This is a genomic window from Thauera sp. 63, from assembly GCF_000310165.2.
Classification (GTDB): Bacteria; Pseudomonadota; Gammaproteobacteria; order Burkholderiales; family Rhodocyclaceae; genus Thauera; species Thauera humireducens.
Map to the genome: position 1 here is coordinate 125,232 of NZ_AMXC01000002.1, position 18,304 is coordinate 143,535.

Below are 18,304 nucleotides of genomic sequence, written 5' to 3' on the forward strand. Positions count from 1 at the left end.
CATGGACAACAAGCGGCGTAGCGACCAGCTCAGGGCGGCGGTCGCTACCCGAAAGCCCCGCTGGATCTGGCGACCGTTCCCGGCTTCGGGCATCGCGGTCGGCGGGCGTGGGCGGCGCGAAATGGAGCTGCTCGAAGCCAAGGCGGCCGCCGAGGCATCGAGCCGGGCCAAGAGCGATTTTCTTGCCAGCATGAGCCACGAGATCCGGACGCCGATGAACGGCATCCTGGGCATGACGGATCTGCTGCTCGATACCGAACTTTCCGGTGAGCAGCGCGACTACGTGCAGACCGTCAAGTCCTCGGCCGAGACCCTGCTCACGATCATCAACGACATCCTCGACTTTTCGCGTGTCGAGGCGGGGCGGCTGGAACTCGAGGAGATCGATTTCACGCCGGCCCTAGTGGTGTCGGACACCTGCCGGGCACTCGCCTTGCGCGCGCACCAGAAGGGTGTCGAGCTCTTCTTCGATCTCGCGCCCGATGTGCCGTCGGTGTTGTGTGGCGACCCGACGCGACTGCGGCAGGTGCTGACCAACCTCGTTGGTAACGCAATCAAGTTCACCGAACGGGGTGAGATCGAGGTCAGTGTTCGCGTCGAGGGGCGAACCACGGGCGGTGTGGTGTTGCGTATCAGCGTGCGCGATACGGGATGCGGCATCGATGCCGCCAAGCTCGAGAGCATCTTCGAGGCGTTCTTGCAGGCCGAGGTGTCGACCAATCGCAAGTACGGCGGTACCGGGCTGGGGCTCACGATTTCCCGTCACCTGATCGAGCTGATGAACGGCCTGATAGAAGTGCAGAGCGAGCCGGGCCGGGGTAGCACCTTCTCGGTCGTCGTGCCGCTGGGCGTGGTTGCCGAGGAGACCATGCACGGCCCTGACGATCTGCGAGCGGCGCGCCTGCTGATCGCCGCACGCAACGAAGCCTTCGCCGCCATGCTCGCCGGAGTATGCCTGCAGTGCGGAATCCGTGCCGAAGTCGCCACGACGGGTGAAGCCGTCATCGCTGCGCTCGTCTCGGCGCGCGATGGTCGTGATCCTTTCGACTTCCTACTGATGGACGCGGACATGCCCGAGCCGGCGGGTTTCGAGCTGGTCAGGCGTTTCGCCGACGCGACGCCCTGCGTCGATCGCATCGTCATGATGCTGTCGAGTCATACCCAGCGGGAGGACTCGGCGCGCTGCAAGGAATTCGGCCTGCCCGTGCGGCTGTCGAAGCCGTTCTCGGCCGGCGACCTGTTCGAGGCGCTGCAATTGGCGAAAGGCCGACACGAAGCGCAGGCCGAGGTGCCCGTGGTGGCGCCGGCCTTCGTGCTGGAGCCGGCGATGCTGCTCGAGTCGGCGCTTGCCGAGAAGCCTTCCGAGGGATACTCGATCCTGGTCGCCGAGGACAACCTGGTGAATCAGACCGTCGTCACCCGCCTGCTGGAAAAGGCCGGGCACCGTGTGAGCATCGTGGGCAACGGCGCCGAGGCCATCGAGGCATACGATGCGGGGCGCTTCGATCTGATCCTGATGGACGTGCAGATGCCGGTCCTGGGCGGCCTCGAGGCGACGCAGGCGATCCGCGCCCGCGAGGCGCGACGCAGCTGGGTCGTGCAAGGGCACTGGCATGCCGTCCCGATCATCGCCATGACGGCGCATGCGATGGCGGGCGACCGTGAACGCTGCCTTGAGGCGGGGATGGACGATTACGTCTCCAAGCCGATTCGTGCCGACGCGTTGCACGCAGCGATTGACCGGGTGATGCGACCGAGGCATGAGGACGACGATGGCTATGGCGATCACAGCCTTCTAGAGCTCGACCCGTCGGCCGACAGGCTTGTCGCCAATCTGCAGGAGGCGCGGCAGATGTTCGAGGGCGACGAGGAGGTGGTGCAGCAGTTGCTCGCGGTGTTCTTCCGTGATTTCGACCGTATCGTCGGTGACTTGCAGCGCGCAGCGGCGGGGCTCGATTTCACGCGACTCGCAGACCTTGCGCACTCGATCAAGGGGTCCGTGGGCCTGTTTGGTGCCCAGCGTGCGCTGGAGGCGGCAGGAACGCTCGAGCAGATGGCCCGCGACGGTGATCCTGCCGCCGCCACGACCGAGGCGAGCCGCCTCATCGACGAGATGAGACGGCTGGCGAAGGTGCTGCGAGCCGATTATCGTCCTTCATAGTGAATCGGCGCCGTTTGCCTTCGTTCGCCCAAAAATATATAATTCGACGGTTTATCAGCGGGATCGGCCCAGAGGCTCGTCCCGCTTTTTTGCACATATCGGGGCGCGAATGTTCGTTAGTCCCTGATTTTAAAGCTGAATCCAGGAGTTACTCGTGAGTGCATACCCGTCCGCCCTTCTTGCGCTTGCCGACGGGACGGTTTTCCACGGCAAGGGTATCGGTGCGGTAGGCAGTACGGTTGGCGAGGTGGTGTTCAATACCTCGATGTCCGGTTATCAGGAAATCCTGACCGACCCGAGCTATTCGCGCCAGATCGTCACACTGACCTATCCCCACATCGGCAACACCGGTGTCAACGTCGAAGACGTCGAGTCGGCGCGCGTCCATGCGGCCGGCCTGGTCATTCGCGACCTGCCGATCCTGCCGTCCAATTTCCGTATGACCCAGCGTCTCGACGCCTACCTGCGTGCCGAGAACGTCGTGGCGATCGCAGGCCTCGACACACGCAAGCTGACACGTGTGCTGCGTGAAAAGGGGGCGCAGGCGGGTTGCATCGTCACCGCCGCCGAAGGCGAGACGCTGAACGCCGATGCAGCCATCGCGCAGGCGCGGGCCTTCCCTGGTCTGGCCGGCATGGACCTGGCCAAGGTCGTGAGTGTGACCGAGGCCTACGAATGGAAGCAGGCCGAGTGGAAGCTCGGCGAGGGCTACGTCGACCAGGCCGAGCCGCGTTTCCACGTCGTCGCCTACGATTTCGGTGTCAAGTTCAACATCCTGCGCATGCTGGCTGAACGTGGCTGCCGCCTGACCGTGGTGCCGGCGCAGACGCCCGCCAAGGACGTGCTCGCGCTCAAACCGGATGGCGTGTTCCTGTCCAACGGCCCCGGCGACCCCGAGCCCTGCGACTACGCCATCGAGGCGATCCGCGAGATCGTCGCAACGCGCACGCCCACCTTCGGCATCTGCCTCGGCCATCAGCTGCTGGCGCTTGCCTCCGGGGCGAAGACCATGAAGATGGCCACCGGCCACCATGGTGCGAACCACCCGGTGAAGGACCTCGACACCGGCAACGTGTTGATCACCAGCCAGAACCACGGTTTCGCCGTCGATCCGTCGACGATGCCGGCCAACCTGCGCGTGACCCACGTTTCGCTGTTCGACGGCACCAACCAGGGTATTGCGCGCACGGACGTGCCGGCCTTCACCTTCCAGGGGCACCCGGAAGCGAGCCCCGGTCCGCACGACGTCGCCTATCTGTTCGACCGCTTCATCAAGCTGATGGAAGAGGCCAAGTAACACGGCACCGGGCGGGCTCTGGGCCTGCCCTCACTGTTCGACGCCGGCGCACAAGGCCGGGTCAAGGAATCATCGAGGCAAGACAATGCCGAAACGTAACGACATAAAGAGCATCCTGATCATCGGCGCCGGCCCGATCGTCATCGGCCAGGCCTGCGAGTTCGACTACTCCGGCGCCCAGGCCTGCAAGGCCCTGCGCGAGGAAGGCTACAAGGTCATCCTTGTGAACTCGAATCCGGCCACGATCATGACGGATCCGGAGACGGCCGACGTCACCTACATCGAGCCCATCACCTGGCAGGTGGTCGAGCGCATCATCGAGAAGGAACGCCCCGACGCGATCCTGCCGACGATGGGCGGGCAGACCGCGCTGAACTGCGCGCTCGACCTCGGTCGCAACGGCGTGCTGACCAAGTATGGCGTGGAGCTGATCGGTGCCTCGGAAGAGGCGATCGACAAGGCCGAGGACCGCCTGAAGTTCAAGGACGCGATGACCAAGATCGGTCTTGGCTCGGCGCGCTCGGGCATCGCCCACAGCATGGAAGAGGCGCTGCAGGTGCAGGGCGGCATCGGCTTTCCGGTCATCATCCGTCCGAGCTTCACGCTCGGCGGCACCGGTGGCGGCATCGCGTACAACATGGAAGAGTTCCACGAGATCTGCAAGCGTGGTCTCGAGGCGAGCCCGACCAACGAGCTGCTGATCGAAGAGTCGCTGCTCGGCTGGAAGGAATACGAGATGGAAGTCGTGCGTGACCGCGCCGACAACTGCATCATCGTGTGCTCGATCGAGAACCTCGATCCGATGGGCGTGCACACCGGCGACTCGATCACCGTCGCCCCGTCGCAGACGCTGACGGACAAGGAATACCAGATCATGCGCAACGCCTCGATCGCGGTGCTGCGCGAGATCGGCGTCGACACCGGCGGCTCGAACGTGCAGTTCGCCATCAACCCGAAGGACGGTCGCATGATCGTCATCGAGATGAACCCGCGCGTGTCGCGTTCGTCGGCGCTGGCCTCGAAGGCGACCGGTTTCCCGATTGCCAAGGTCGCAGCCAAGCTGGCGGTGGGTTACACGCTCGACGAACTCAAGAACGACATCACCGGCGGCGCCACGCCGGCGTCCTTCGAGCCCTCGATCGACTACGTCGTCACCAAGATTCCGCGCTTCGCCTTCGAGAAGTTCCCGCAGGCCAACGACCGCCTCACCACCCAGATGAAGTCGGTGGGTGAAGTCATGGCCATGGGTCGCAGCTTCCAGGAGTCCTTCCAGAAGGCCCTGCGCGGCCTCGAGGTGGGGGCCTATGGCCTGGACGAGATCGAGGCGGACAGCGCCGATCTCGAGCACGAACTGTCGAGCGCCGGCCCGCAGCGCATCTGGTACGTCGGCCAGGCCTTCCGCGAGGGCATGAGCCAGGAACAGGTGCATAACCTGACCAAGATCGATCCGTGGTTCCTCGCCCAGATCGAGGACATCGTGCTGTCCGAGAAGGCGCTCGCCGGCCGTTCGCTCAAGGCACTGCAGGCCGCCGAACTGCGCGAGCTCAAGCGCAAGGGCTTCTCTGATCGTCGCCTCGCGAAGCTGCTCAACACCGACGAAACTGCCGTGCGTCTGCATCGCCATGCGCTCGGCGTGCGTCCGGTGTTCAAGCGCGTCGATACCTGCGCGGCCGAGTTCGCCACTTCCACCGCATACATGTATTCGTCCTACGAGGACGAGTGCGAGGCGCGTCCGACCGACAAGAAAAAGATCATGGTGCTGGGCGGCGGTCCGAACCGCATCGGCCAGGGCATCGAGTTCGACTACTGCTGCGTCCATGCCGCGCTTGCCCTGCGTGAAGACGGCTACGAGACCATCATGGTCAACTGCAACCCCGAGACCGTCTCGACCGACTACGACACCTCGGACCGCCTGTACTTCGAGCCGATCACGCTCGAGGACATCCTCGAGATCGTGCATATCGAGAAGCCGGTCGGCGTGATCGTGCAGTTCGGTGGCCAGACGCCGCTGAAGCGCGCGAAGGCGCTGGAAGAGAACGGCGTGCCCATCATCGGCACCACGCCGGACATGATCGACGCTGCGGAGGACCGCGAGCGCTTCCAGAAGCTGCTCACCGACCTCGGCCTCAAGCAGCCGCCCAACCGCACCGCGCGTACGCCGGAAGAGGCGGTCCGCCTGGCCGCCGAGATCGGCTATCCGCTGGTGGTGCGCCCGTCCTACGTGCTTGGCGGTCGTGCGATGGAAATCGTGCATGAGCAGAAGGATCTCGAGCGCTACATGCGCGAAGCGGTGAAGGTCTCGAACGAGTCGCCGGTGCTGCTCGACCGCTTCCTGAACGACGCCACCGAAGTCGACGTCGATGCGCTGTCCGACGGCAAGCAGGTCATGATCGGCGGCATCATGGAACACATCGAGCAGGCCGGCGTGCATTCGGGCGACTCGGCCTGCTCGCTGCCGCCCTACACGCTGTCGGCCAAGTTGCAGGACGAACTGCGCCGCCAGACCGAAGCGATGGCGCGTGCGCTCAACGTCTGCGGTCTGATGAACGTGCAGTTCGCCATCCAGGGCGAGGGCGACAACGCCGTCGTGTATGTGCTGGAAGTGAACCCGCGCGCTTCGCGTACCGTTCCCTTCGTTTCCAAGGCCTGCTCCCTGCAACTGGCCAAGGTCGCTGCACGCTGCATGGCCGGCCAGAGCCTGGAGAGCCAGGGTGTGAGCGGCGAGATCGTGCCGCCGTACTACTCGGTCAAGGAAGCGGTGTTCCCGTTCGTGAAGTTCCCCGGCGTGGATACGATCCTCGGGCCCGAGATGAAGTCGACCGGCGAGGTCATGGGCGTCGGGCGTACGTTCGCCGAAGCCTTCGTCAAGAGCCAGATCGGCGCGGGCGTGAAGCTGCCGACCGGCGGTAATGCCTTCATCAGCGTCAAGCCCAGCGACCGTCCGGTGGCAGTCGAGGTGGCGAAGGAACTCCACGAGCTTGGCTTCGCACTGGTGGCCACCCGTGGCACGGGTTCGGTCATCGAGGCGGCAGGTATCCCGGTCACCGTGGTGAACAAGGTCAACGAGGGGCGTCCGCACATCGTCGATATGATCAAGAACGAGGAGATCTCGCTCGTGATCAATACGGTCGAGGAAAAGCGGCAGGCCATCACCGACTCGCGCTCCATCCGTACCAGCGCGCTCGCGGCGAAGCTCACCATCTTCACCACCATCGAAGGTGCGCGCGCGGCCTGCATGGGCATGCGGCACATGGCCAATGGTCTGGACGTGTATTCGGTGCAGGCGCTGCACGCCGAACTGAAGGGCGCAGCATGAGCAAGACGCCGCTGACTGTTGCTGGCGCCGAGAAGCTGCGCGAGGAACTCCACCGCCTGAAGACGGTGGAGCGTCCGAACGTGATCGCGGCGATCGCCGAGGCGCGCTCGCACGGCGATCTGTCGGAGAATGCCGAATACGACGCCGCCAAGGAGCGCCAGGGTTTCATCGAGGGGCGCATCATGGAGGTCGAGGGCAAGCTGGCCAACGCCCAGATCATCGATCCCAAGCTGCTCGATGCCGATGGGCGCTGCGTCTTCGCCGCGACCGTGGAACTCGAGGATATGGAGTCCGGGCAGGTCGTGACCTACCAGATCGTCGGCGAGGATGAGGCCGACATCAAGGAAGGCAAGATTTCGGTGAGCTCGCCGATCGCCCGCGCGCTGATCGGCAAGTACGCCGGTGACATCGCTGAAGTTCAGGCGCCGGGTGGTGTGCGCGAGTACGAAATTCTCGACGTGCGCTACGAGTGAAAGTCGGGTATTCGCCTGCAGGTGGCGAATGAAAAAGGGGCGGCCATCGAGCCGCCCCTTGTGCTATCTTGCGTCGCCTCGCTCAGCGACCGCGAGTGCCGCTGCCCGGACCCCGGCTGCGTGAAGCCGGCCCGCGCGCGGGCGAGCGGCGTGCTTCGGCGCTCGCCTTGGCCAGTGCGGCACGGCGCGCCGCGGCAGCAAATGCCGCTGCCGATTTGGCTGTCGAGGGTCGTGCGCCGGACTTCTGCGTAGCGGGGGCTGCATTCTTTTCTTCCTCGCGTCGCTGGCGCCAGACGACGAGGATGTTGCCAATATGCTGTACCGGTGCTGCGTCGAGCGTTTCGCACAGTTCGTTCATCAGCGCATCGCGCTGCTCGCGTTCGGCGCCCTGGACCTTCACCTTGATGAGTTCATGGGCCTGCAGCGAGCGTTCGATTTCGGCCACGACGGTGGGTGTCAGGCCATTGCCGGCGATGGTCACGACGGGGTTCAGGTGATGGGCCCGCGCGCGCAGGTCGCGGCGCTGGACCGGGGTGAGTTCGATCATTGAATCTCTCTGAATGCTTGAAGCGTCAAACGCGCAATTCTACTCTGATTACTAGAGGCGAACTTCTTCTAAGTCGATGAAAAAGAACAAGACAAGCCGTGCCTGGGTGCACGACCATCTGAACGACCCCTATGTGCAGCGCGCGCAGCAGGACGGTTATCGCGCCCGTGCGGCCTACAAGCTGATCGAGGTCGACGAGCGCGATCGCCTGCTGAAATCCGGAGCGGTCGTGGTTGATCTCGGTTCGACGCCGGGGTCGTGGTGTCAGGTTGCAGTAAAACGTTGTGGGGCAAAGGGCAAGGTGTTTGCGCTCGACATCCTGCCGATGGAACCGGTGGCCGGTGTCGACTTCCTGAATGGCGATTTCACCGAGGATGCGGTGCTCGAGGATCTCGAGTCGCGGCTCGAGGGCGCCAAGGTCGATGTCGTCCTTTCGGACATGGCGCCGAACCTGTCCGGCGTGACGTCGGTCGACCAGGCGCGATCGATCCATCTGTGCGAGCTGGCGCTCGATTTTGCCGTCCGCCATCTGAAACCGGGCGGTCAGTTTTTGGTCAAGGTGTTCCAGGGCGAAGGCTTCATGGAGTACCGCAAGCAGATGGAGGCGGCGTTTGCTTCGGTGCAGGTGCGCAAGCCCAAGGCGTCGCGCGACCGCAGTGCCGAGGTCTATCTGCTCGGCAAGGGTCCGCGTGCGGTCTGATGCTGTAGCGATTGGCCGTAGTAATCGCGGCCATTGGTTTGCCGGCGGGAACGTTCGGCACTAGAATCGGTCAGTCGCGTACATGGCCAAAAACGGCTTCTGAGGAAGGGAACGTTGAACAATCTATTCAAAAACCTCGCGATCTGGATGGTCATCGGCGTCGTGCTGATGACCGTGTTCAACCAGTTCAATACGCGTCAGGTTGCGCCCAACACCATGGAGTACTCGCAGTTCCTGGAGGAAGCCAAGGCTGGACGCATCGCCAAGGCAACCATTGACGGTCGCATGCTCAAGGCGACCACCCAGGAAGGACGCTCGATCACGGTCTATACACCCGGTGTGCAGGACATTTGGATGGTGTCCGACCTGATGCGCTACGGTGTGCAGATCAATGCGTCCAAGCCGGAAGAAGAGCAGTCCTTCCTAGCCAGCGTGTTCGTCTCCTGGTTCCCGATGCTATTGCTGATCGGCGTGTGGGTCTTCTTCATGCGTCAGATGCAGGGGGGCGGAAAGGGAGGCGCATTCTCGTTCGGCAAGAGCAAGGCGCGTATGCTTGACGAGTCCGCCAACACCATCACTTTTGCCGACGTCGCGGGCTGCGACGAGGCCAAGGAGGAGGTGTTCGAGCTGGTCGAGTTCCTGCGTGATCCCTCCAAGTTCCAGAAGCTCGGCGGTCGCATTCCCAAGGGCGTGCTGATGGTCGGCTCGCCGGGGACCGGCAAGACGCTGCTCGCCAAGGCCATCGCAGGTGAGGCCAAGGTGCCGTTCTTCTCGATTTCCGGCTCCGACTTCGTCGAGATGTTCGTCGGCGTGGGTGCGGCGCGCGTGCGCGACATGTTCGAGCAGGCGAAGAAGCAGGCCCCGTGCATCATCTTCATCGACGAGATCGACGCCGTGGGGCGCCAGCGTGGCGCAGGCCTCGGTGGCGGCAACGATGAGCGCGAGCAGACCCTGAACCAGTTGCTCGTGGAGATGGATGGCTTCGAGGGGCAGACCGGCGTGATCGTGATCGCCGCGACCAACCGTCCCGATGTCCTTGACCCGGCGCTGCTACGTCCCGGCCGTTTCGACCGTCAGGTGGTGGTGGCACTGCCCGACATCCGTGGCCGCGAGCAGATCCTGAAGGTCCACATGCGCAAGGTGCCGATCGCACCCGACGTCGATCCGCAGGTTCTGGCGCGTGGTACGCCGGGCTTTGCCGGTGCCGATCTGGCGAACCTGGTCAACGAAGCCGCACTTTTCGCCGCCCGCGCCAACAAGCGCCTGGTCGACATGGACGACTTCGAGCGTGCCAAGGACAAGATCATGATGGGCGCGGAGCGCCGCTCGGTGGTCATGCCTGAGGAGGAGCGCCGCAACACGGCCTATCACGAGTCGGGACATGCCGTGGTGGCGCGCCTGCTGGACAAGACCGATCCGGTCCATAAAGTCACGATCATCCCGCGTGGTCGTGCGCTGGGCGTGACGATGCAGTTGCCGACCGAAGACCGCTACAGCCAGGATCGCGACCGTCTGCTGCAGACCATCGCCGTGCTGTTCGGTGGCCGTATCGCGGAAGAGGTGTTCATGAAGCAGATGACCACCGGCGCTTCGAACGATTTCGCGCGTGCGACCGATCTGGCGCGTCGCATGGTGACGCAGTGGGGCATGTCGGACACGCTGGGGCCGATGGTGTATGGCGAGGAGGAGGGCGAGATCTTCCTCGGGCGCCAGGTAACGACGCACCGCAATGTGTCCGAAGCGACGATGCAGAAGGTCGACGCCGAGATCCGTCGGATCATCGACCAGCAGTACGCCTTGGCGCGTCGCCTGCTCGAGGAGAACCGCGACAAGGTCGAGGCCATGACGAAGGCTCTGCTCGAGTGGGAAACCATCGACGCCGAGCAGATCAACGACATCATGGAGGGCAGGCCTCCGCGGGCGCCGAAGCCGGTGTCGACGCCGACCTCGCGTCCGAAGGACGATGCCCCCGGGGCGGCTCCCACCGCGGCAGCTCCCGCGGCCTGAGTTTCACCGCTCTTGACCCTGTAATCCGACGGGCCGGTTTTTCCGGCCCGTTTCTCTTGGTGCTTCAGCATGACGACTGTTCAGTGTGGGCGTTTCTGCCTCGATCTTTCCCGGCCGCAAGTGATGGCGATCATCAATCTCACCGATGACTCCTTCACCGGTGATGGCCTTCACGGCGACCTGTCCGCAGCCCTGCGGCGGGCGGAATTGGCCGTCGAGCAGGGTGCGCAGATGCTCGACATCGGTGCCGAATCATCGCGCCCTGGTGCCGATCCGGTCCCTGAGGCGCAGGAGATGGAGCGCGTGGTCGGCTTCATCGAACGCACCCTCGACTGGAACATTCCACTGTCGGTCGATACGCTGAAACCGGCCGTGATGGCCGCGGCGGTGCGGGCCGGGGCGGACATGATCAACGACATCAACGCGTTCCGCGCTGAGGGCGCCATCGAGGCGGTTGCTGCGAGTCCGGCGGGCCTGTGCGTGATGCACATGCAGGGCGTGCCGCGCACGATGCAGGACGATCCGCGCTACGACGACGTGGTGGGTGAGGTGAAGGCCTTCCTCGACGAGCGGGTGCAGGCCCTCGAGGCTGCGGGCGTCGCACGCGAGCGCATCGTGCTGGACCCGGGTTTCGGCTTCGGCAAACGTACGGTGCATAACTACGCCTTGCTGCGGGAACTCGAGCGCTTCCGGGTCGATGGGTTCGCGGTGCTCGCGGGGCTGTCGCGCAAGACCATGCTGGGTGCGGTGACTGGACGGCCGGTCGAGGCGCGCATGCCGGCCAGCGTCGCTGCCGCGCTCATCGCCGTGCAGCGCGGAGCGGGCATCGTGCGCGTGCACGATGTGGGGCCGACCTGCGACGCACTGAAGGTCTGGCAGGCGGTGTGCGGCGACGCGTGAGCAAGGCTGGGTGCCGGATGCGATAATCCGCGTTTTGAGACAGACGTGGAGTGACGATGGGGCGCAAGTATTTCGGTACCGATGGCGTGCGTGGCAAGGTCGGCGACGCGCCGATCACGCCGGAGTTCGTGATGAAGCTGGGTTATGCGGCCGGGGTGACGCTCGTTGCCCGCGAGAAGCTTCCAGCTGGCGAACGCCCTGCCGTACTCATTGGCAAGGACACCCGCATCTCGGGCTACCTGCTGGAGGCTGCACTGGAGGCGGGGTTCGCTGCGGCCGGTGTGGACGTCATGCTCGCGGGACCGATTCCCACGCCGGCGGTCGCCTACCTGACCCGGGCGCTGCGCCTGCAGGCGGGCGTGGTGATATCCGCATCGCATAATCCTTTCTACGATAACGGCATCAAGTTCTTCTCCGCAGGCGGCACCAAGCTGCCGGATGCGATCGAGGTCGAGATCGAGGCGCGGCTGGATCAGCCGATGGGGTGCGTCGACTCCGCGCGACTCGGTCGGGCGCGTCGCATCAACGACGCCGCCGGACGCTACATCGAGTTCTGCAAGAGCACCTTCCCCAACGAATTCGACCTGCGCGGCTTGCGCATCGCGCTCGATTGCGCCCACGGCGCGGCATACCAGATCGCCCCCGCCGTGTTCCACGAGCTGGGCGCCGAGGTGCTTCCCGTCGGGGTGGAGCCCAATGGCCTCAACATCAACGACGGCGTCGGCGCGACCCGGCCAGAGCACCTGCGCCAGGCGGTGCTCGCGCAGGGGGCGGACCTCGGCATCGCGCTCGACGGCGACGCCGACCGGCTGATGATGGTCGACCATCGGGGCGAGATCTACGATGGCGACAAGCTGCTGTACGTGATTGCAGCAGCTCAGAAGGCAGAGGGACGGCTGGACGGGGTGGTCGGTACGCTCATGAGCAACCTGGGCTTCGAGCATGCCATTGCCCGTCTTGGTGTGCCGTTCGCGCGCGCGAAGGTCGGCGATCGCTACGTGCTGGAATTGCTGCACGAGCGCGGGTGGAAGCTCGGTGGCGAGAACTCCGGGCACATCATCTGCCTGGACCGCCATAGCACCGGCGACGGCATCGTCTCCTCCCTGCAGGTGCTGGCTGCCCTCAAGCAGCGGGGCGCGACGCTTGCGGAAGCCTGCGCCGACCTTGTCTTCTATCCACAGAAGCTCATCAACGTGCGCCTGCCGGCAGGCTTCGACTGGTGCGCTGACGGAGGCATCGCTGCGGCACAGGCACAGGCGGAAGCGGAACTGGGCGACAGCGGTCGCGTGCTGCTGCGTCCGTCGGGTACCGAGCCCTTGCTGCGCGTGATGGTGGAAGGCAGCGATGGCGCCCTTGTCGAGCGCCTTGCCCAAGACATCGCCTTGGCCGTGCAGAACGCGGTCGCCTGATTGGATGTGCTGCCGGAGCGGAGGCGGCTCCGGCCGCCGTCGCTCTGCGGGGGTTTTCTTCCCGTTTGATGACATGAAACGTGGCTGTAACAATGCATTGATACCTTACGGGTCTAGTCTTTCAACCCGAGGTAGTCATGATGCGTTTTTCCACCAAGTTCGCTCTTACCGCTTCTTCCGCCGTCCTGTTTGCCGTCACTGCCCAAGCGGCTGACATCACCGGAGCGGGCGCATCCTTCCCCGCGCCGATCTACGCCAAGTGGGCTGATGCCTATCAGAAGGCGACGGGCAATCGGGTGAACTACCAGTCGATCGGTTCAGGCGGTGGCATTCGCCAGATCACCGCCAAGACGGTCGACTTCGGTGCTTCGGACATGCCGCTGACGCCCGAGAAGCTTGCCGAAGGCGGTCTGCAGCAGTTCCCGACCGTGATCGGCGGCGTGGTGCCCGTTGTGAACCTCCAGGGCATCAAGCCGGGTGACCTGAAGTTTACCGGCGAGCTTCTGGCCCAGATCTACCATGGCAAGATCACCAAGTGGAATGACCCCGCGATCGTCGCGCTGAACCCGGGTCTCGCGCTGCCGGACCAGGACATCGGTGTGGTCCGTCGTGCTGACGGCTCGGGCACCACCTTCGTGTTCACCAACTACCTGTCGAAGGTTTCGACCGAGTGGAAGGAAAAGATCGGTGAAGGCACCGCCGTGCAGTGGCCGGTGGGGCTGGGTGGCAAGGGCAACGAAGGCGTGTCGGCGTTCGTGCAGCGTCTGCCGGGTTCGATCGGCTACGTCGAGTACGCCTACGCCAAGCAGAACAAGCTCTCGCATGCCATCATGCAGAACAAGGAAGGCCAGTTCGTCGAGCCGAACAACGAGACCTTCGCCGCTGCTGCAGAGGGTGCAGACTGGTCGAAGTCGGCGTTCTACGAGATCCTGACCAACCAGCCGGGTGCGAAGTCGTGGCCGATCACCAGCGCGACCTTCATCCTGATGCACAGGGTTCAGGACAAGCCCGCTCAGGCCGCCGAAGCGCTCAAGTTCTTCGACTGGGCCTACGTTAACGGTGGCGAGATGGCGCTCGAGCTCGAGTACATCCCGATGCCGAAGGCGACGATCGACCTGATTCGCGCCTCCTGGGGCGAGATGAAGGACGCCGGTGGCAAGGCGGTTTTCCCGGTCAAGTAACTCGGACCGCGCCCCGTGGTTCAACGTAACCAACAGCCAGAGGCCCGCGGGGCCTTTGGCGTTTCCATTTCCCCGGGTGGCGGTGCTCCGGCCGCGGCCCTTTCGGGTGTTTCCATGCGAACGACCGAGTTCACGTCTTCGGCGTCCAAGCGGGTCGGCGACAAGGTGTTCGGCGGTTTGGCGAAATCCTTCGCCTGGCTGACCCTCATCCTGTTGGCGGGCATCATCATTGCCCTTGTCTATGCGTCCTGGCCAAGCATACAGGCCTTCGGTATCGGCTTCCTGTTTTCGGATGCCTGGAATCCGCCGATGGAGGATTTCGGCGCCCTGATCCCGATCTACGGCACGCTCGTCACCTCCGCAATCGCTCTGCTGATCGCGGTGCCCGTCAGTTTCGGTATCGCGCTCTTTCTCACCGAGCTTTCCCCGACGTGGTTGCGTCGCCCCCTCGGCACCGCGATCGAACTGCTGGCCGCGATCCCGAGCATCGTTTACGGCATGTGGGGCCTGTTGGTCTTCGCCCCCATCTTCGCCCAGTACATCCAGCCCGCCCTGCAGTCGTCGATCGGTCACGTGCCCGTTATCGGCAAGCTATTCGCCGGCGCACCGCTCGGTATCGGTCTCCTCTGTGCCGGCGTCATCCTGGCGATCATGATCATCCCGTACATCGCTTCGGTGATGCGCGACGTTTTCGAAGTGACGCCGCCCATGCTGAAGGAGTCCGCCTATGGTGTGGGCTGCACGACGTGGGAGGTGATGCGGGGCGTGGTGCTGCCCTACACCAAGACCGGCGTCATCGGTGGTGTGATGCTGGGTCTGGGGCGTGCGCTCGGCGAGACCATGGCCGTGACCTTCGTCATCGGCAATACCAACTTCCTGAACTCCGCTTCCCTGTTCGAGCCCGGCAACAGCATCACTTCGGCGCTGGCGAACGAGTTCGCCGAGGCGGATCAGGGGCTGCATACGGCGGCGCTGATGGAACTGGGACTCATCCTGTTCGCGATCACGCTCGTGGTGCTGGTCGTTTCCAAACTGCTGCTGACGCGACTCGCCAAGGGCGAGGGTGCGAAGAGCTGAGCGAGTGACCGACATGAACCTGCTTGCAAGACGCAAACTCGTCAACAAGATTGCCCTGACCCTGTCGTTGTCGGCCATGGTCTTCGGCCTGTTCTGGCTGGCCTGGATCCTGTGGACCGTGTTCGAACTGGGTCTGTCCGGCCTTTCGCTGACCCTGTTTACCGAGATGACGCCGCCACCCGGCGCCGAGACGGGCGGGCTGCTCAACGCGATTGTCGGCAGCCTGATCCTGGTCGTGCTGGCGACCCTGCTCGGCACGCCGATCGGCGTGCTCACCGGCGTGTATCTTGCCGAGTACGGGCGTCATCACTGGTTGGGGCAGGCGACACGCTTCATCAACGACCTGCTGCTGTCGGCACCCTCGATCGTGATCGGCTTGTTCGTCTATGCCGTCGTGGTTGCGCAGACGGGCAAGTTTTCCGCGTGGTCCGGCGTCATCGCGCTGGCCTTGATCGTGCTCCCGGTGGTCGTGCGCACCACCGAGAACATGCTGCAACTTATCCCGAACACGCTGCGAGAGGCAGCCTTCGCGCTGGGGGCGCCGAAGAGCGTGGTGATCTCCAAGGTCACGCTGCGCGCGGCGCGGGCGGGCGTTCTGACCGGCGTGCTGCTGGCGGTGGCGCGCATCGCGGGCGAGACGGCGCCGCTGCTCTTTACCGCCCTGTCGAACCAGTTCTGGACGCTGAATCTGAATGAGCCGATGGCGAACCTGCCGGTCACGATCTTCAAGTTCGCGATGAGCCCCTTCACCAACTGGCAGGAGCTCGCCTGGGCTGGCGTCTTCCTGATCACCATGGGTGTACTGGCGCTCAACATCATCGCCCGTGTCTTCCTGCGGGCCGAGAAGATCAACTAAGGAACCAATCGATACCATCCGTGCCGCGAGGTACGAGATTGGAGATGACTATGCAAATCACCGACGCGCAAATCGAGTTCAAGGACTTCAACTTCTATTACGGCAAGTTCCACGCGCTGAAGAACATCAACTTCCAGATGGCACGCCACAAGTGCACCGCGTTCATCGGTCCCTCGGGTTGCGGCAAGTCGACGCTGTTGCGCACCATCAACCGCATGTACGACCTCTACCCGGAGCAGCGTGCCGAAGGTCAGTTGCTGTTCGACGGTCGCAATCTGCTCGGCTCCGACATCGATGTCAGCGTGTTGCGCGCGAAGATCGGCATGGTGTTCCAGAAGCCCACGCCGTTTCCGATGTCCATCTACGACAACATCGCCTTCGGTGTGAAGCTGCACGAGAAGCTGTCGTCGAAAGACATGGACAACCGGGTCGAATGGGCGCTGCGCAAGGCTGCGCTGTGGGACGAGGTGAAGGACAAGCTCAACCAGAGCGGCATGAGCCTGTCGGGCGGTCAGCAGCAACGTCTGTGCATTGCCCGCGGGATCGCGGTGAAGCCGGAAGTCATCCTGCTCGATGAGCCGACCTCGGCGCTGGATCCGATCTCCACCGCGCGTATCGAAGAGCTGATCGACGAGCTCAAGACCGAGTTCACCATCGTCATCGTCACGCACAACATGCAGCAGGCCGCACGGATCTCGGACTACACCGCCTACATGTATCTGGGCGAGATGGTGGAGTTCGGCGTAACCGATGAGCTCTTCGTGAAGCCCAAGAAGAAGGAAACCGAGGACTACATCACCGGCCGCTTCGGCTGATCGATGAAAGGGCGGATGATCCGCCCTTTTTCATTCCCAGGTGGGGCGCCCGCTTGGTACTGATGGTGCGTGACGACAACGTCCCCTCGACCCCGAGAGTCGGTATGGGCTGATCTGGCATCATGGCCCCGTGTCACGGCGTGGATTTGCCGCCACGGCGAGTGATGCCTATAATCCCGCGGTTTAGCTCTCGACGTCAGCCGTCCGTACCATGAGAAAACTCGTCGCCGGCAACTGGAAGATGAACGGCAGCCTTGCCGCCAATGAAGCGCTTCTCGCCGGTCTCGAGGCGGTGCCCGGGGTCGAGGTCGCGCTTTGCGTGCCGTATCCTTACCTGGGGCAACTCCAGCGCCGCCCCGTCGGTCTCGAGTTGGGCGCGCAGGATGTCAGCGAGTTCGACGTCGGTGCTTACACGGGCGAAGTGAGCGCTGCCATGCTTGCCGAGTTTGGTTGCCGTTATGTGATTGTCGGGCATTCAGAGCGGCGTGCGCTGTTCGGAGACGATGATCTTTCGGTGGCGCGCAAGGCAGAGGCCGCCCTCTCTTCCGGGCTGGTGCCCATCGTTTGCGTCGGCGAGACGCTGGCCGAACGTGACGCCGGACAGGTGCACGCGGTGATTTCCCGTCAGCTTGCTGCGGTCGGCGAGGTGCTGGGACGTGAGCGATTCGGCGGCGTGGTCGTGGCCTACGAACCGGTCTGGGCGATCGGTACGGGGCGTTCGGCCACGGCTGCCCAGGCGGAAGAGGTGCATGCCGCGATTCGCGGCTGGCTCATGGAGCAGGCCGTGCAGGCGGATGCGGTCCGCATTGTGTATGGTGGAAGCGTGAAGCCGGACAACGCAGCCGAACTCTTTGCCATGCCGAACGTGGATGGCGGGTTGATCGGCGGCGCATCGCTGGTGGCTGACGATTTCATGGCGATCTGCCGCGCGGCGGCTGGGGTCTGATCTTTCAACGAAGTGTCTTTTTAGGGTTTGTGATGGGCGACTATCTTTTTTCTCTGGTGCTGACCGTGCACGTGCTGGTGGGCCTCGGTGTCATCGGCCTGGTTCTTGTGCAGCACGGAAAAGGCGCTGACATGGGGGCTGCCTTCGGTAGTGGTGCCTCGGGCAGCTTGTTCGGATCGTCGGGCTCTGCGAATTTCCTGAGCCGGACGACAGCCGTGCTTGCAGCTGTGTTCTTCATCACCAGTCTGGGTCTCAGCTATCTCGCAAGCGACAAGCCCGCTGCGCCCTCCAGTGTCATGGAAGGCGTTCAGTCGTCGCCTGCGACTGATGCGGTGCCTGCCGTTCCTGCGCCTGCGGGGGATGACTCCAAGGCGCAGTCGATTCCGAAATAATTGCGCAACGAACTCTTTGCGCACCGCGCAAAAAGTCGTATAATTATCTGGCTTTGAAACGAAGCGCCGACGTGGTGAAATTGGTAGACACGCTATCTTGAGGGGGTAGTGGCGAAAGCCGTATGAGTTCGAGTCTCATCGTCGGCACCAGATTACGGAGAACGCCCGCTTATGCGGGCGTTTCCATGCAGAGCAACCAAAACAATAATGGCAGCAATAAAGCTGTC

Annotated in this window: 15 protein-coding genes and 1 tRNA gene; 15 read left to right on the forward strand and 1 reads right to left on the reverse strand. The window is 63.8% G+C overall.

The genetic code is table 11. The annotated features are described in order from the left end of the window. Window position 1: 1 nt before the first annotated feature. The 4 genes from C664_RS02745 to greA all read left to right on the forward strand — a co-directional run bounded on the left by C664_RS02745 (window position 2) and on the right by greA (window position 7,247). Window positions 2–2,161 carry a response regulator gene (locus C664_RS02745; RefSeq protein WP_004252988.1) on the forward strand — a complete coding sequence of 720 codons (2,160 nt, stop codon included), beginning with the start codon at window positions 2–4 and terminating at the stop codon, window positions 2,159–2,161. A gap of 154 nt (window positions 2,162–2,315) precedes the next feature. After that, on the forward strand, window positions 2,316–3,458 hold the full coding sequence (gene carA, locus C664_RS02750; RefSeq protein ID WP_004252989.1) for a glutamine-hydrolyzing carbamoyl-phosphate synthase small subunit: 1,143 nt from the start codon (window positions 2,316–2,318) through the stop codon (window positions 3,456–3,458). Between the two features lie 85 nt (window positions 3,459–3,543). Continuing rightward, window positions 3,544–6,774 (forward strand): carbamoyl-phosphate synthase large subunit, encoded by a 3,231-nt coding sequence (gene carB, locus C664_RS02755; RefSeq protein ID WP_004252991.1) that lies wholly within the window; start codon window positions 3,544–3,546, stop codon window positions 6,772–6,774. Further along, a complete protein-coding gene (gene greA / locus C664_RS02760) occupies window positions 6,771–7,247 on the forward strand; it encodes a transcription elongation factor GreA (protein ID WP_004252992.1) in 477 nt (158 codons plus the stop codon). The genes carB and greA overlap by 4 nt, the downstream gene beginning before the upstream one ends. Window positions 7,248–7,329: 82 nt before the next feature. Here greA and yhbY read toward each other — a convergent pair whose 3' ends face one another. Further along, entirely contained in the window at window positions 7,330–7,794 is a 465-nt protein-coding gene (gene yhbY / locus C664_RS02765) for a ribosome assembly RNA-binding protein YhbY (RefSeq protein WP_004252994.1), read from the reverse strand. Between the two features lie 76 nt (window positions 7,795–7,870). Here yhbY and C664_RS02770 point away from each other — a divergent pair, with 76 nt between their 5' ends. The 11 genes from C664_RS02770 (at window position 7,871) to C664_RS02820 (ending at window position 18,227) form a co-directional block, all read left to right on the forward strand. Continuing rightward, complete coding sequence (locus C664_RS02770) at window positions 7,871–8,494, forward strand: RlmE family RNA methyltransferase (protein WP_004252996.1); 624 nt, start codon at window positions 7,871–7,873, stop codon at window positions 8,492–8,494. Window positions 8,495–8,608: 114 nt separating this feature from the next. After that, window positions 8,609–10,501, forward strand: coding sequence for an ATP-dependent zinc metalloprotease FtsH (ftsH, locus tag C664_RS02775; RefSeq protein ID WP_004252997.1), 1,893 nt, complete (start codon window positions 8,609–8,611; stop codon window positions 10,499–10,501). A gap of 69 nt (window positions 10,502–10,570) precedes the next feature. After that, window positions 10,571–11,401: a dihydropteroate synthase gene (gene folP, locus C664_RS02780; RefSeq protein ID WP_038010729.1), complete on the forward strand. Its 831-nt coding sequence runs from the start codon at window positions 10,571–10,573 to the stop codon at window positions 11,399–11,401. Window positions 11,402–11,457: 56 nt separating this feature from the next. Then, window positions 11,458–12,810 carry a phosphoglucosamine mutase gene (gene glmM / locus C664_RS02785; protein WP_004253001.1) on the forward strand — a complete coding sequence of 451 codons (1,353 nt, stop codon included), beginning with the start codon at window positions 11,458–11,460 and terminating at the stop codon, window positions 12,808–12,810. A 137-nt stretch (window positions 12,811–12,947) separates the two neighbouring features. Further along, on the forward strand, window positions 12,948–13,991 hold the full coding sequence (gene pstS / locus C664_RS02790; protein ID WP_004253003.1) for a phosphate ABC transporter substrate-binding protein PstS: 1,044 nt from the start codon (window positions 12,948–12,950) through the stop codon (window positions 13,989–13,991). 114 nt (window positions 13,992–14,105) lie between these two features. Further along, entirely contained in the window at window positions 14,106–15,068 is a 963-nt protein-coding gene (pstC, locus tag C664_RS02795) for a phosphate ABC transporter permease PstC (RefSeq protein ID WP_004253006.1), read from the forward strand. A 13-nt stretch (window positions 15,069–15,081) separates the two neighbouring features. Next, a complete protein-coding gene (pstA, locus tag C664_RS02800) occupies window positions 15,082–15,924 on the forward strand; it encodes a phosphate ABC transporter permease PstA (RefSeq protein ID WP_051019107.1) in 843 nt (280 codons plus the stop codon). Between the two features lie 50 nt (window positions 15,925–15,974). Next, on the forward strand, window positions 15,975–16,739 hold the full coding sequence (gene pstB / locus C664_RS02805; protein ID WP_004253009.1) for a phosphate ABC transporter ATP-binding protein PstB: 765 nt from the start codon (window positions 15,975–15,977) through the stop codon (window positions 16,737–16,739). Window positions 16,740–16,950: 211 nt separating this feature from the next. Continuing rightward, the gene (gene tpiA / locus C664_RS02810) at window positions 16,951–17,685 is read left to right on the forward strand and encodes a triose-phosphate isomerase (protein ID WP_038010749.1); all 735 of its coding nucleotides are present in this window, start codon (window positions 16,951–16,953) and stop codon (window positions 17,683–17,685) included. A gap of 32 nt (window positions 17,686–17,717) precedes the next feature. Then, complete coding sequence (secG, locus tag C664_RS02815) at window positions 17,718–18,077, forward strand: preprotein translocase subunit SecG (protein ID WP_004253012.1); 360 nt, start codon at window positions 17,718–17,720, stop codon at window positions 18,075–18,077. Window positions 18,078–18,142: 65 nt separating this feature from the next. Beyond that, window positions 18,143–18,227, forward strand: a tRNA-Leu gene (locus tag C664_RS02820). The last annotated feature ends 77 nt before the right edge of the window (window positions 18,228–18,304 follow it).